At 70.7% G+C, this 14,935-nt stretch carries 11 protein-coding genes; 7 read left to right on the plus strand and 4 right to left on the minus strand.

The features are described 5' to 3' along the window. The first annotated feature begins 50 nt into the window (after positions 1-50). From V4Y04_RS14215 to V4Y04_RS14230, 4 genes are read left to right on the plus strand one after another with little or no spacing between them, the layout of a single operon-like run. Positions 51-881, plus strand: coding sequence for a hypothetical protein (locus V4Y04_RS14215; protein ID WP_332428197.1), 831 nt, complete (start codon positions 51-53; stop codon positions 879-881). Continuing rightward, complete coding sequence (locus V4Y04_RS14220; RefSeq protein WP_332428199.1) at positions 869-2,410, plus strand: B12-binding domain-containing radical SAM protein; 1,542 nt, start codon at positions 869-871, stop codon at positions 2,408-2,410. The genes V4Y04_RS14215 and V4Y04_RS14220 overlap by 13 nt, the downstream gene beginning before the upstream one ends. Further along, positions 2,407-3,063 (plus strand): dTMP kinase, encoded by a 657-nt coding sequence (tmk, locus tag V4Y04_RS14225; protein ID WP_332428201.1) that lies wholly within the window; start codon positions 2,407-2,409, stop codon positions 3,061-3,063. The genes V4Y04_RS14220 and tmk overlap by 4 nt, the downstream gene beginning before the upstream one ends. Continuing rightward, positions 3,060-3,500: an NUDIX hydrolase gene (locus V4Y04_RS14230; protein WP_332428202.1), complete on the plus strand. Its 441-nt coding sequence runs from the start codon at positions 3,060-3,062 to the stop codon at positions 3,498-3,500. The genes tmk and V4Y04_RS14230 overlap by 4 nt, the downstream gene beginning before the upstream one ends. Before the next feature lie 233 nt (positions 3,501-3,733). Here the strand turns inward: V4Y04_RS14230 and V4Y04_RS14235 are convergent, their stop codons facing one another. Continuing rightward, on the minus strand, positions 3,734-4,360 hold the full coding sequence (locus tag V4Y04_RS14235) for a TetR/AcrR family transcriptional regulator (protein ID WP_332428204.1): 627 nt from the start codon (positions 4,358-4,360) through the stop codon (positions 3,734-3,736). A gap of 331 nt (positions 4,361-4,691) precedes the next feature. Between V4Y04_RS14235 and V4Y04_RS14240 the strand changes: the two genes are divergently transcribed. Together V4Y04_RS14240 and V4Y04_RS14245 are read left to right on the plus strand one after the other, a co-directional pair. Further along, a complete protein-coding gene (locus tag V4Y04_RS14240) occupies positions 4,692-5,618 on the plus strand; it encodes an ABC transporter permease (RefSeq protein WP_332428205.1) in 927 nt (308 codons plus the stop codon). Then, positions 5,611-6,537, plus strand: a complete 927-nt coding sequence (locus V4Y04_RS14245; RefSeq protein WP_332428206.1) for an ABC transporter ATP-binding protein — start codon at positions 5,611-5,613, stop codon at positions 6,535-6,537. Before V4Y04_RS14240 ends, V4Y04_RS14245 begins: the two co-directional genes overlap by 8 nt. 89 nt (positions 6,538-6,626) lie before the next feature. On the opposite strand, the gene V4Y04_RS14250 is transcribed toward V4Y04_RS14245, so the two are convergent. From V4Y04_RS14250 to V4Y04_RS14260, 3 genes are all read right to left on the minus strand, one after another. Next, positions 6,627-11,555 (minus strand): NAD-glutamate dehydrogenase, encoded by a 4,929-nt coding sequence (locus V4Y04_RS14250; RefSeq protein WP_332428208.1) that lies wholly within the window; start codon positions 11,553-11,555, stop codon positions 6,627-6,629. A 550-nt stretch (positions 11,556-12,105) separates the two neighbouring features. Next, on the minus strand, positions 12,106-12,771 hold the full coding sequence (locus tag V4Y04_RS14255; RefSeq protein ID WP_332428209.1) for an HAD family hydrolase: 666 nt from the start codon (positions 12,769-12,771) through the stop codon (positions 12,106-12,108). 135 nt (positions 12,772-12,906) lie between these two features. Beyond that, the gene (locus tag V4Y04_RS14260; RefSeq protein ID WP_332432837.1) at positions 12,907-13,404 is read right to left on the minus strand and encodes a DUF6912 family protein; all 498 of its coding nucleotides are present in this window, start codon (positions 13,402-13,404) and stop codon (positions 12,907-12,909) included. 379 nt (positions 13,405-13,783) lie between these two features. Between V4Y04_RS14260 and V4Y04_RS14265 the strand changes: the two genes are divergently transcribed. Next, on the plus strand, positions 13,784-14,584 hold the full coding sequence (locus tag V4Y04_RS14265) for an Rv3235 family protein (RefSeq protein ID WP_332428210.1): 801 nt from the start codon (positions 13,784-13,786) through the stop codon (positions 14,582-14,584). The last annotated feature ends 351 nt before the right edge of the window (positions 14,585-14,935 follow it).

Here is a 14,935-nt window from a genome sequence, read left to right on the forward strand (position 1 = left end):
AGGGACGCGAGAGGCTACGGAGGCCCACCACGCACCATGAGGAGCATCAGATGACCGACGTCCTGACGACCGATCACCCCGCCTGGCACAGCTACGACGACGGTGCACGCGCGCGTGCCGTCCGTACCGCCTCCGGTATCTGGGCCCTTTCCTTCGACCGGGACGGCCTGCGCGAACGGTGCGTGCACGGAACCGAGGACGTGAAGCCGACGTACATCACCACCGAGCCGGCTCATCTTCCCGCTGCCGCTCCCGCTCCGCTTCGGGATGGCCTCAACAGGCTCGGCGTCACCCAGCGCCTGGCCAACCCGTGGCTGTGGGATGCGATCACCACCGCGGTCCTTCGGCAGGTCGTACGCGCCGACCAGGCCCGCAAGCTCTACCGCGCCTGGTGCAGCACCTACGGCACCCGCGTGGACGGGCCGTCCGGCACGCTCGCCATCGCCCCTTCCGCCGGCGAGGTGCTCGGCCTGGCAGAGCAGCAGTTCGCCGAGGTCGGCGCGAAGTTCCACCGCACCGCCCTCCAGGCGGCGGCCGCGCACTACGAGCAGCACCACACCGAGTGGGAACAGATGAACGCCGGCGACCTGGTGACGGCGCTCACCCGCGTCCCGCGCATCGGCCCGTGGACCGCGGCCGCAGCCGCAGCCGACTTCACCGGCGATTTCAGCATCTACCCGCACGACGACCTCGCCGTGCGCACCTGGGCCGCGCAGATCGCCCCCGCCTACCCCTGGCCCGGCAAGAAAGACAAGACGTTCGGGCCGATGTGGACCGACTGGGCCGGTACCGACCGCACCGCTCTGCACACCTTGACCCTCTCCACCCTCACCTGGGGCTCACACGCCCGCGCTGACCTGGAGGACCCATGCGGCACTTAGCACTGATCTCGGGCGCCGACGCCAACCACACGCTCGACGCCCTGTTCGTGAACGCGCCGCTACGCGACTACGGCCTACGGCCGCGGACCAACGACTACACCCTCCCCGTGCTGGGCATGGCGTACATCGCCACCTACGCCCAGCGCGCCGGGTTCAACGTCGGCGTCCTCGACGCCGAGGCGCTCGGGTTGGGCATCGAGGAGACAGCACAGATCGTCAACGGCATGGCGCCGCGATGGGCCGCGATGAATCTCCTCGCACCCACCTACGAAATGTCCGCGCGCATCGCCGACAAGCTGAACCCGCAGATCGCGCTCATGGTGGGCGGGCACCACGCCAAGGCCATGCCGGACCGTATCCTCGCCGATCCCCGCATGCGCCACCTCAAAGCCCTGGTCCTCGGCGAAGGGGAGCTGCGCGTCGCGGCCCTCCTGGAGGACATGCAGCGCCGCCGGGAACTTCCTGGAGTGCTCTGGCGCGACCCGCTCATCGGCAGCCGGGCCGGCGGCGTAGCCGACCCTCAGACCAGCGGGCAGATGCTCGGCCCAGACATCGACACCCTGCCGTACGTGAACCGGGCCTTCCTGCCGCAGGATCCCTACCGCGCCGCGCCCACCCCTGCTGACCGCCGCCTCGCCGCGAGCCGCGGAAGCGACTGGCTGACGGCCGGCGCCGCCCACGGGCACCTCGAGGCGAACATCGTCGGCAGCCGCGGCTGCCCGTACAACTGCACCTTCTGCGGGGCCGCCTTCAGCGCCAACCCCGATGTGAAGATCCGAGTCCGCTCCCCCAGGAACATCATCGGCGAGCTGGACTCCCTGCATGACCAGTACGGCGTGACCGCGTTCCGTTTCGTCGATGACCTGTTCCTCGGAGCGAAGCGGGTCATCGACGATCAGATGGCGGCCTTCACCCAGCACCGGATCGGCGAGCGGTACGTGTGGGACGCCACCGGCCGCATCAACGTCCTCGACCGCTGCACGGACCAGGAGCTGGGGACTCTCGTCGCCAACGGGCTGCGGGAGGTCGCCCTGGGGATCGAGTCCGGCAGCGACCGCATCCTCACCGCCATGGACAAGCGGATCGACGCCGAGATGACCGAACGCGTCGCCCGCCGCCTCGTTGCCCACGGCATCGGCGTGAAAGGCTACTTCATTCTCGGATTCCCCGGCGAGTCCCAAGAAGACCTCGACGCCACGGTCCGGCACATCCGCAACCTGTGGGCCATCGCCGACCAGCACCCCGGCGACATCCGGGCCAGCGTCTTCGAGTTCCGGCCCTACCCCGGCACCCCGGTATGGCAGACCCTCATCAAGAACGGCTACAACCCGGACGAACTCCTCGCCTACGGCGACGTGGACCTCACCCAGGACGGTGCCGACGAGTCCATGCGGCAGCGCGATGAATTCAACTTCTCCGTCGGTATCCAGTTCGGCGGGGTACCCCTCGACGTCGTACGCGGCACGCTCGCGCTGCTGACACGCGAACAGCACGAACGGAACCACAGCGGGCAGGAGGCCGCTGCATGACGGGCGAGCGTACGGGCTTCTTCGTCACCATCGACGGGCCCAGCGGCGTCGGGAAATCCACCACGGTCGCCGATCTGAACCGTCACCTCACACGGCAGGGCGTCGCTGCCCGGATGACCACCCAGCCGTCCGCCAGCGACCTGGGCCGATTCCTCCGCACGAACGCCGACCACCTCCACGGCCTGGCCCTGGCATGCCTGGTCGCGGCAAACCGGTACGAGCACATCGACACTGAAATCACCGCCGCGCTCCGCGCGGGTGAACTTCTCGTCTGCGACCGCTATGTGGCGTCCACGCTCGTTCTCCAGCAATTGGACGGGGTGCCGCTGGACTTCCTCATAGCCCTCAACCAGCATGCCGTGAAGCCAGACCTCGCCGTGATCCTCACGGCCACGCCCGGCCTGATCGCGGACCGCATCACCGAACGCGGGATCACCCACCGCTTCCACCGTGACCCCACCGCCCCAGGCCGGGAAGTCGAGCTCTACCGCGACGCCGCGGCGTTCCTCACGTCCTGGGGCGTCAACGTTCTCGTACTCGACACCAGCGCTGCCACACCATCGGAGGTGGCGAGCCGAATCGCCGACGCGATCCCACCGCTGCCACTACCGTCGGTGGCCTCAACCACCAACCCAACCCCCCAGGAAACATGAGCGAACAACCGGCACAGCCCATCATCGACACCCACGTCATCATCCGTGACGGCGACAAGATCCTCTTCTCTCAGCGGGGCGGCCCCTACGGCTACGGCCGATGGCACATGCCTTCGGGCAAACTCGACCACGGCGAAACACTGCCCACCGGTGCAGCCCGCGAACTGTTCGAGGAGACCGGCCTCACCGTTGACCCCGCCCACCTGCGTCTCGTGCACGTCGTGCACCACCGGCAGCACCAGCACGAGCGGATCGGTTTCTTCTTCGAGGCCACCGAGTGGGAGGGAGAACCCGTCAACAAGGAACCGGAGAAGTGCCTTGCACTCCAATGGTTCACCGTGCACGAGCTACCCGAGGACATCATCGAGTACCCGGCCGCCGGCCTTCACGGCTACCTGAACGGCACGGGCCCGCTGACCGAACACGGATGGCAGTAGATGTGGTGGCCGATGGCTGATGTGCTCCGGGCCGTTCACGAGGGGCGGTTCCTCCTCCCCGTTGGGCCGTTCGCTCTGCTCCTGGCAGATCACCGCCCCACAGATGGCTGACGTATCACCCTCAACATGTTCCTGCACCCCTCGCTTCGGCAGGGGCCTTCACTTCAGCTATTTCGGTGGCAGGGCAGGAGCGTGCTCTGGCGTCGGGCCGGTGCCCTCCGGCCGCCCCCGCGTCACAGAGCCTTGAGCCCCGCGGTCGTCGCCCTCGCCAGCGCCGCCAGGTAGCCCTTCGGCAGTTTCGGGTTGCGGATGATCACCGAGCGCCAGTACAGCGGGCCCGAGATCAGGTCGAGGGCCAGGTCGTGGTCGATGCCGGGGCGCACCTCGCCCCGCTCCTGTGCCGCCGTGACGATGCCCTTGGCGACCCCGTCCTGGCCCTCCCGCAGCGCCTTTCGCAGGGCCTCGGCGATGTCGGGGTTGCGGGCCGCCTCGGCCTGGAGGTCGGGGAGGATCTGCGAGGCGACGGGGTGGCGCAGGGCGCGTGAGGTGACCTCATAGAGCAGGCGGAGGTCGCCCTCGAGGGTGCCGGTGTCCGGTGCGGGCAGGCCCTGCACGGCGAGGGCGGAGACCAGGTCCAGGACCAGGTGCAGTTTGGAGCGCCAGCGGCGGTACACCGCGGTCTTGCCGACGCCCGCGCGGCGCGCGATGCCCTCGATGGACATCCGCGCGTAGCCGACGGCCGCGAGTTCCTCGAAGACGGCCGCCCGGATCGCCTCCGTCACGTCCTCGCGCAGTACGGCCGCCCCGGCGGGAGCCCTGCGGCGCGGACGCGGCTGGGGCTCCTCGGCGTTCGTCGTCATGCGGCCCAGCATAGGGCGTGACGACGATACGGACCCGTTCTGACGACAGTACGTACACCGATCCGGCACAGACAGGCATGGGCAGCCGCGGATCGAGTCCGGCCCGGACCTGGGCAGGACCTGGGCAGGACCTGGGCCGCCACGACGAAACGGTTGCGTTCCGACGCACATTCGCCCTACGCTCACGTTGCGACGATACGGTGCCGTCCCGACGTAGGTGAACGTGCGAAGACGCGCGGGGAAACACCGGGCGGGATCCGGCACCGCACCACCCCACCGTCATCCCACCCCACCCCACCCCCACCCCCACCCCCTAGCGAAAGCAGCGGATGTGAGTCAGGTCCTCCACACACCGCCTCCCGCACCGGTCCCCCCGGCCGCCGAGGACGACCTCCCGGCCCTCGCCGCCCGCCACGGCCTCACGGTCAGCGGCGCCCGCCCCACCCTGCCCGGCTACGTCCGCGAGCTGTGGGCGCGCCGGCACTTCATCCTCGCCTTCTCCCGGGCGAAGCTGACCGCGCAGTACAGCCAGGCGAAGCTGGGCCAGCTGTGGCAGGTGGCCACCCCGCTGCTGAACGCGGTCGTGTACTTCTTCATCTTCGGTCTGCTGCTGGGGGCCCGCAAAGGCATCCCCGGCGACATCTACGTGCCGTTCCTGGTGACCGGCGTGTTCGTGTTCACCTTCACGCAGAGCTCGGTGCTGGCGGGCGTGCGCGCCATCTCCGGCAACCTCGGCCTGGTACGGGCCCTGCACTTCCCGCGGGCCGCGCTGCCCGTCTCCTTCGCGCTGCAGCAGCTCCAGCAGCTGCTGTTCTCGATGATCGTCCTGGTCGTCGTGGTGATGGCGTTCGGCAGCATGCCCGCCCTGTCCTGGCTGCTGGTGCTGCCCGCGCTGCTGCTCCAGTTCGTCTTCAACACCGGACTCGCGCTGATCTTCGCCCGCCTGGGCAGCAGGACCCCCGACCTGGCCCAGCTGATGCCGTTCGTGCTGCGCACCTGGATGTACGCCTCGGGCGTCATGTTCAGCATCTCGGCCAGGCTCGCGGACAAGAACGTCCCCGGCTGGCTCGCCGACGTCCTGCAGTGGAACCCGGCCGCGGTCTACATGGACCTGGTCCGCTTCGCGATGATCGACGGCTACGGCTCCTCGTACCTGCCCCCGCACGTGTGGGCCTTCGCGGTGGGCTGGGCCCTGCTGGCCGGCGTGATCGGCTTCGTCTACTTCTGGAAGGCTGAGGAGACCTACGGCCGTGGCTGACAACACCGACGAGAAGATCCCCACCGTCATCGCCGACGGCGTCGACATCGTCTACCGGGTCAACGGCACCGGCGCCGGACGCGGCTCCGCCACCGCGGCCCTCAACCGCATCGTGCGCCGCCGCAAGACCGAGAAGGTGTCCGGCGTGCGCACGGTGCACGCGGTGCGCAACGTTTCCTTCGTCGCCCACCGGGGTGAGGCCATCGGCCTGATCGGCACCAACGGCTCCGGCAAGTCGACCCTGCTCAAGGCCGTCGCCGGACTGCTCCCGGTGGAGAACGGCCGGATCTACACCGACGGCCAGCCCTCCCTGCTCGGCGTCAACGCCGCCCTGATGAACGACCTGACGGGCGAGCGCAACGTCATGCTGGGCGGGCTCGCGATGGGCATGTCCCGCGGACAGGTCCAGGAGCGCTACCAGGAGATCGTCGACTTCTCCGGCATCAACGAGAAGGGCGACTTCATCACCCTGCCGATGCGCACCTACTCCTCCGGCATGGCCGCCCGACTGCGCTTCTCCATCGCCGCCGCGAAGGACCACGACGTCCTCCTCGTCGACGAGGCGCTGGCCACCGGCGACCGCTCCTTCCAGAAGCGCTCCGAGAGCCGCATCCGCGAGCTGCGCAAGCACGCCGGGACGGTGTTCCTGGTCAGCCACAGCAACAAGTCGATCCGCGACACCTGCGACCGCGTCCTGTGGCTGGAGCGCGGCGAGCTGCGCATGGACGGCCCGACGGACGAGGTGCTCAAGGAGTACGAGAAGTTCACCGGCGGCCCGGACAAGGCCCGCAAGCCGAAACCGAAGGCCGAGCCGAAACCCGCCCCGAAGCCGGACCCCGAACCCGGGCAGCCCGAAGCGAGGCCCCGAACCGATCCCGCGACCGGGCCCGAGCCCGCGACCGCTCCGAAGCCCGCCTGAGACCGGCACCGCAACGCCGCAGGGGCGCCCCGGACCGTGTGTCCGGGGCGCCCCTGCGGGTTGTGGGCCGTGCGCGTGCGCGCGGTGCCTTACGAGTGCGAGCGCAGCAGCGTCCGCATGGTCCGCATGGCCACCGACAGGTTCGCCAGGTCGAAGGTGTCCGAGCTCTGGATCTCGTCCAGGGTGGTGCGGGCCCGGCCGATGATGGCCTCGTTCTTCGCCTCCCACACCTTGAACCGCTGCTCCGGTGTCGACGTGCCGTTGCCCGCCGCCAGCACCTCGGCCGTGAGCGCCGCGTGCGCCGCGTACAGGTCCTCGCGGATCGCCGCGCGGGCCATGGACTGCCAGCGGTCGGCGCGGGGCAGGTCGCTGATCCTGTGCATCAGCTGGGTGATACGCAGCCGGTCGGCGAGGTCGTAGTACGCCTCGGCGACGTCCAGCGGCTCCTTGCCCGTGCGGTCGGCCACCGAGACGATGTCGATCGCCGCGAACACGGAGGAGAACCCGGCCACGCGGGTGGCGAGTTCCGCCGGGACACCGACGCCCGTCAGCTCGTCGTGGACCTTCTGGAACCACTCCAGGTCCGCGCCGCGCAGCAGCTTCGGCAGCTGCGACCAGACCAGCTCGACACGCTCGGCGAAGAACGTCACCGTCTCCTCGAGCTCCAGCGGCTGCGGCCGGTTGTTCAGCAGCCAGCGCGTGCCACGCTCCACCAGCCGGCGCGAGTGCAGCCTGATCCGGGTCTGGACGTCCGCCGCCACCTTGGTGTCGAGCTCCTCGACCCCGTCCCACACCGTGGCGGACCGGAAGATCGCGCGGGCCGCGGTCTGGGCCCGGACGATCTCCTCCAGCGACGCTCCGGTCTCCTCCCGCATCCGGTGCAGATACGTCGTACCGCCCGTGTTGACCGTGTCGTTGACCAGGACGGTCGTGGTGATCTCGCGGCGCAGCGGGTGTGCGTCGATCCGGTCGGGGAACTGCTCGCGCAGCGGGGCCGGGAAGTACGAGTGCAGCAGCCCCTTGAGGTACGGGTCGTCGGGCAGTGAGGTGCGCAGCAGCTCGTCGGCGACCGTGATCTTCGTGTACGCCATCAGGACGGCCGTCTCCGGGCCGGTCAGGCCCTGCCCGGCGCTCAGCCGCTCACGGATCTGGCGGTCGGTGGGCAGGAACTCCAGGGCCCGGTCGAGGTGGCCCTCGCGCACCAGGTACTTCATGAAGCGCTGCTGGGCGTGGAGCATGTCCTTGGACTGGGCCAGGGCGTTGGCGATCGCGGTGTTCTGCGCGTAGTTGGTGCGCAGCACCAGCCGGCCGATCTCGTCGGTCATCGAGGCGAGCAGCTTGTTGCGCTGCTTGACCGTCATGTCGCCGTTGGCGACCAGGGTGTTGAGCAGGACCTTGATGTTCACCTCGTGGTCGGAGGTGTCCACGCCGGCGCTGTTGTCGATGGCGTCGGTGTTGATCCGGCTGCCGTGCAGCGCGACCTCGATCCGGCCGAGCTGGGTCATGCCCAGGTTGCCGCCCTCGCCGACGACGTCGGCCCGCAGGTCCTTGCCGTCGACGCGGATGGGGTCGTTGGCCTTGTCGCCGACGTCGGCGTTGGACTCGCTCGACGCCTTGACGTACGTGCCGATGCCGCCGTTCCACAGCAGGTCCACCGGCGCCGTGAGGATCGCCTTCATCAGGTCCGTCGGGGTCATCTTGGTGACGCCGGAGTCGAGGCCGAGGGCCTCGCGGATCTGGGCGTTGACCGGGACGGACTTGGCGGTGCGCGGGAACACGCCGCCGCCGGCCGACAACAGGTCGGTGTTGTAGTCCGCCCAGGAACTGCGCGGCAGTTCGAACAGGCGGCGGCGCTCGGCGTGACCGGCGGCCGCGTCCGGGGTCGGGTCGATGAAGATGTGCCGGTGGTCGAAGGCGGCGACCAGACGGATGTGCTTGCTCAGCAGCATGCCGTTGCCGAACACGTCGCCGGACATGTCGCCGATGCCGACGACCGTGAAGTCCTGGGTCTGGGTGTCCACCCCCAGCTCCCGGAAGTGCCGCTTGACGGACTCCCAGGCGCCACGGGCGGTGATGCCCATGCCCTTGTGGTCGTATCCGGCGCTGCCGCCGGAGGCGAAGGCGTCACCGAGCCAGAAGTCGTAGGACTGGGCGACCTCGTTGGCCGTGTCCGAGAACCTGGCGGTGCCCTTGTCCGCCGCGACGACGAGATAGGTGTCGTCCCCGTCGTGCCGGACGACGTCGGCCGGGGGCACGACCTCGCCGGCCACCATGTTGTCGGTGATGTCGAGCAGCGCCGAGATGAACGTCTTGTACGCGGCGATACCCTCGGCCATCCAGGCGTCCCGGTCCACGGACGGGTCCGGCAGCTGCTTGGCGACGAAGCCGCCCTTGGCGCCGACCGGCACGATGACGGTGTTCTTCACCATCTGTGCCTTGACCAGGCCGAGGATCTCGGTGCGGAAGTCCTCCCGGCGGTCCGACCAGCGCAGGCCGCCGCGCGCGACCTTGCCGAACCGCAGGTGCACGCCCTCGACCCGCGGCGAGTACACCCAGATCTCGAACGCCGGCCGGGGCGCGGGCAGGTCGGGCATGGCCTGCGGGTCGAACTTCATGGAGACGTAGTCGTGCGGGCGGCCGCCGCTCGCCTCCTGGAAGAAGTTGGTGCGCAGCGTCGCCTTGATCACCGTGAGGAAGGAGCGCAGGATGCGGTCCTCGTCGAGCGAGACGACTTCGTCGAGGGCGGCGTCGAGCTCCTCCAGCAGGGCGTCCACCAGCTCGAAGCCGGCGCCCTGCCGCTCCGGCGACATCCGCGCCTCGAACAGGGAGACGAGCAGCCGGGTGGTGTGGACGTTGTTGCGGAGGGTGTCCTCCATGTAGTCCTGGCTGAAGGTGGAGCCCGCCTGACGCAGGTACTTGGCGTAGGCGCGCAGCACCACCGCCTGACGCCAGGTCAGCCCGGCCCCCAGCACCAGGGCGTTGAAGCCATCGTTCTCCGCCTTGCCGGTCCAGGTCGCCGCGAAGGCCTCCTGGAACCGCTCACGGGCGTCGTCGCCGAGGTGGTCGGCGACGACGGCGGCCTTGGGCAGCCGCAGTCCGAAGTCGTAGACCCAGGCCACGCTGCGGTCGGCGCGGCGCAGCTCGTAGGGCCGCTCGTCGACGACCTCGACACCCAGCCGCTGGAGCACGGGCAGCACGGCGGAGAGGGAGACGGCCTCGCCCTTGCGGTAGATCTTGAAGCGGCGCACCTCGGGGGCCGCGCCCACCGGCTCGTACAGGCTGAGCTCGAAGTTCTTCTCGTCGTCGAGCTGTTCGAGCCGGACCAGGTCGGCGACGGCGCTGCGCGGGGTGTGGTCGGCCTTGTACCCCTCGGTGAAGGAGCCCGCGTAGCGGCGCAGCAGTTCGGCGGCGCGTTCCTCGCCCAGTTCGGCGGTGAGCGCCTCGCCGAAGCCGTCGGCCCAGGAGCGGGCGGCCTCGACCAGCCGGGCCTCGATGCGCTCCCGGTCCTGGTCGGACAGCTGCGGCAGCTCGGTGCCCTGCGGGACGCGGACCACGAAGTGCAGCCGGGAGAGGATCGACTCGGTGTTCCAGGCGGTGAAGTCGACGCTGATGCCGTCGAGCTCCTCCTTGAGGATGTCGATGATCCTCAGCCGCACACCGGTGGTGTACCGGTCGCGGGGAAGGTAGACGAGGGCGGAGTAGTAGCGCCCGTACTCGTCCTGGCGCAGGTAGAGCCGCAGGCGGCGGCGCTCCTGGAGGTAGAGCACCGAGGTGGCGATGGCCCGGAGCTCGTCGGACGGGGTCTGGAAGAGCTCGTCGCGCGGGTAGGTCTCCAGGATCTGCAGCAGGTCGCGTCCGTCGTGGCTGTGCGGCGAGAAGCCGGCGCGCTCGAGGACCTCCTCGACCTTGCGGCGGATCACCGGGACCCGGCGGACGGACTCGGTGTAGGCGGCGGACGAGAACAGGCCGAGGAAGCGGCGCTCGCCGACGACATTGCCGTCCGCGTCGAACTTCTTGACGCCGATGTAGTCCAGGTACGACGGCCGGTGCACGGTGGCCCGGCTGTTGGCCTTGGTCAGGACGAGCAGCTTGTGCTCGCGCGCCTTGGCGCGGGCGTCGGCGGGCAGCCGTTCGAAGGACGGGCTGACCGGGTGGTCCTCGTCGGTGGCGTGGTGCGGGTCGGAGCGCAGTATGCCGAGACCGGTGCCGGGGACGGCGGCCAGCGAGTCGTCGTCGCGCAGCTGGTACTCGCGGTAGCCGAGGAAGGTGAAGTGGTCGTCGGCGAGCCAGCGCAGCAGCTCACGGGCCTCCTCGACCTGCTGCCCCGGCACATCCCCGGGGACGGGCTCGTCGGGCAGTCCTTCGGCCAGTTCGGTGGCGGCCTGCCGCATCTTGCCCCAGTCCTCGACGGCCTCACGGACGTCGGACAGGACGCGCAGCAGGTCGGCGGTGATCTGCTTGAGGTCGCCGCGGTCGCTCTCACGGTCGGTCTCGACGTGGATCCAGGACTCGACGTGGGCGTCGTGCGGGAGTTCGCCCCCGGCGGGCTCGGCGGACACCTCGACCAGCTTGCCGGTGAGGTCGCGGCGCACCACCACCTGCGGGTGGATCACGACGTGGATGCCGCGGCCCTGCCGGGTCAGCTCATTGGTGACGGAATCCACGAGGAAGGGCATGTCATCGGTGACCACCTCGATGACGGAGTGGCTGCACGTCCAGCCGTTCTCCTCGACGGTCGGGGTGTGGACCCGGACGTTGGCCGTGCCCTGGGGACGGTTCTCGGCCAGCCGGAGGTGCGAGAAGGCGGCTCCGAAGACGTCGACCGGGTCGCGGCCGACAAGGTCCTCCGGGGCGGTGTGCAGGTAGTAGCGCTGGAGGAACGCAAGCACGGTGTCCCGGTCGGGCATGCCCTTGTCCATCGTCCCGGTCGGCAGTTTCCCGCCGACCGGGCTGTTCTCAGCTACCCGGGCGGCCTTTTCGAGCAGCTCGGCCTTTGCTTCGTCCAGCTTGGTCTGCATTGTCCTCTGGCTCCTGTCGCGCGCCATTGCGTGACGTAGAAGGAAGTGCGGTCTCTGCGCCCGCGGTGCGGTGGCAGGACGCGGGGTGTCCGCTCCGTACCGACGTTATGCCGCAGGATGAGACGAGCGGGGGCTTCTCTGCCCATTCCGACGCGCCCGACGGGTGTGACGCTGCTCTCCGCGACGCCCGTACCCGGGGAATGCCGCGCGCCTCGGGGACCCTCCGGGTCCCGTCCCGCCCGCGAGGACCAGCGAGCGCCGCCCGGTCACGGATGTCGTCCGTGCTCTCCGGGCGCACAACGGGGACGACGAGGCCCCCGCAAGCTATCGCGCTGATCACGCCACCCAGGCTATCCCCCCTCGAGGGGGGCCCGTCATGAGCCGGATGTGTACAAAAGACGGGGTGGAACTTTGACGTTATACACAATGCGCGTGCAGCGACACCCGGTCACCCACCGTCCGTTTCCCGCCCATCGTCCGCCCTTCGCCGTGGCACCCGCCGCCCGGCTCAGGCCGGGCGGCTCAGGCCGGGCGGCTCAGGCCGGGCGGCTCAGGCCGCCAGGCGTTCCGCTTCCTCGACGGCCTGAGCCAGCGTGTCCACCACCGGCACCCCCACCGCTTCGAGGCTGGCTCTGCTGTGCGAGCCGCCGGTGTAGAGCACGGCTGACGCCCCCACGTGCCGCGCGGCCAGCGCGTCGTCGGCGGCGTCCCCGATCACCACCGTGCGGGCCGGGTCCACGCCGGTCAGCGCGTCGAGGTGCCGCACCATGTGCTCCGACTTGCCGCCACCGGACGGACCGGTCCGCCCGTCGACGCGCAGGAAGTGGGACTCGATGCCGAAACCCCGGACCAGGGGCACGAGGTCCTCGTGCCCGTACATGCTGAGGATCGACTGGCTGCGCCCCGCCGACGACCATCCGGCCAGCAGCTCCGCCACTCCCTCGGCGAGCGCGCACCGCACCCGGTGCTCGGTGTAGTACCGGTGGAAGGTCGCGTCCATCAGCTCCCACTCGGCCTCGGTGGGCATCCGTCCCAGCAGCCGCTCGTAGAACTTCGGCACCGGCACGCAGTACAGCTCCCGGTACCGCGCCGGAGTGAGCGGCTCCAGGCCGAGCTCGGCGAAGGACGCGTTCGTCGCCCCGATGACCGCGTCGACGTCGTGGAACAGCGTGCCGTTCCAGTCCCAGACGATGTGCGCGTCCCTGTGCATCCCCATGGGAAAAAAGTACCCGCCACCACTGACAACCGGGAGAACACCGGGTCGGCGCCGCACCCGACGGCCGGGAACGCGACATCGGCACCGGGCCCCGCCCCGGTCAGGTCAGGTCAGGTCAGGTCAGGTCAGGAGACCTCAGACCGTCGGCTCCAGCAGGTTCGGGATCTCCTGCGTGGCGTACCACAGCAGTTCGTGGTCCTCCGCCCTGTCCACGACGGACTGTGCGCCGTCGTCCCCGCCGTCCGCCGCGGGCAGCGCCTGCGCGGCCGACGCCACGTCCGGCTCCGCGTCCGCCGCGTCCACGTGCACCGCCGCCGCCCGAGACAGCCGCACGGTCCCGTCGACCCATAGCGCACCGGGGCCGGCCGGATCGGCCGAGACCGCCCCGTCGGGTACGTCCACGGCGACCACGACCCGGCGCCGCGGGGCACCGGCGTCCGCCGCCAGCAGCCGCAGCGAGGCCAGCGCGGCAAAGCCCAGCGCCGCGTACTCCTGGTCCTCGGCGAACTCGGAGGGGTACCACTCGCGCAACGCGGGCGTCACACCGTAGCCGGGGAGCCGCCCCGCGCCCAGTTCTCCCGTCCGGTACGCCTCGGCGAGACCGGAGAGGGTCAGGGGGACGTAGACGCGCATGTCGGCAGCTTTGACGCGCATGTCGGCCGCTTTCGTGGTCGGAGGTCCGCCGGGCATCGGGGAGCACCTCGAGGGGGTGGCCGCATCCGGCCGGGTGAGCCTTCAGGGTACGTGCGGCGTCCCCCATCGGGTTCCTGCCCACCCCCTTGACTGCGTCCACCCTGAGCCCGGAATTCACCCGGTACGCCCGCTCCGGGACAGGGCCGACCGGCCGCCATTCACTCGGATAAGTGAATCCTCCCGCCGCCCCGACACGGTTCACGGCGCCTTGCCGTCGCCCTCCGCCGCCCCGTACAAGATCCCCAACCACGAAGTTACCGCCTGGTATCGCCCCGGTCCCCCGGCCGGCGGCGACGCCCGGCCCGTCGAACGGGGTCACATGAACAAGGTCATGACCAGGGCTCAGCACCGCACCGGTACGCGTCCCCCCGGCCGCCGCGACACGCGCCGCCCGACCGGCACCACCCCTCCCCGCATCCCCGCGGGTGGCACCGCCCCCGCCACCCCGCCGCCGGGCGAGGGCCCTCCCTCCCTCTCGCCCCGCGCCGCCTCCACCCGCCCCACCGACAACCGCCCGTCGTCCTTCGCCCCGACAACCCCGGCGGTGCCCGGACGTCCTCGTCCGCTACCGCTGCCGCTGTCCGCCGAACCCGCGCGGGAAGCCTCCGTACGCGCCGCGAGGGCCGTCCCCGCCCGAGCCCCGCGTTCCACCGCGCCCCGGCCGCCGCACCTCACCGTCGTCCCCGCACCGCTCACCGCCCCCGCGCCGCTCATCCGTCCCGCATCTGCTCCGGCCGTCCCCCGGGTGCCCGCTCAGGCCCCCCGCCGGCCCGTTCCGCAGCCCCGCCCCACCGACCACTTCGCCGAGCTGCTCCTCGCCGTCCTGAGCGGTCAGCGGCCCGTCCACTCCATGCTCCGGCACACCGCGGGCCGCGCCTACGACGAGCTGGCGGACCTCGCCGAGCGCGGTCCGCTGCGCACCCGCGGCACCCGCCCGGTCGTGCGCGACATCGGCTACTACGTCCCCCGCGAGGGTGCCCTCGAGGTGTTCGCCCGGATCGGCGCGGGCGACAGGCTGCGGGCCATGGCCTTCCGTCTGGAACAGGGCCACGACCTGCGCTGGCGCTGCACCGCCGTGGAACTGGGCGGCCCCCGCCCACCCCACCCGCACGACCGCTGAGCCCCGCACCCCGCCACCGGGCCCGTACGTACAACCCCTACCGGCCTGTATGTCCCTACCGGCCTGTATGTCCCTGTCCGGGCCCTGTACGTCCCTACCGGCCCGCACGCCCTCACCCGGCCCGCACGCCCTCACCCGGCCCGCACGCCCTCACCCGGCCCGTACACCCCTACCGGCCCGTACGTCCCTACCGGCCCGTACACCCCTACCGGCCCGCACATCCCCACCCGGCCTGCATCCCTACCCGGCCTGCATCCCTACCGGCCCGCACATCCCACCGGGTCCCGTACGACGCCCGAGGGCCGGGCACCCCTGGGGTGCCCGGCCCTCGGCCCGTCTCCGTCGGCAGCT

The organism is Streptomyces sp. P9-A2, assembly GCF_036634175.1.
In the GTDB taxonomy this organism is placed as follows: domain Bacteria; phylum Actinomycetota; class Actinomycetes; order Streptomycetales; family Streptomycetaceae; genus Streptomyces; species Streptomyces pratens.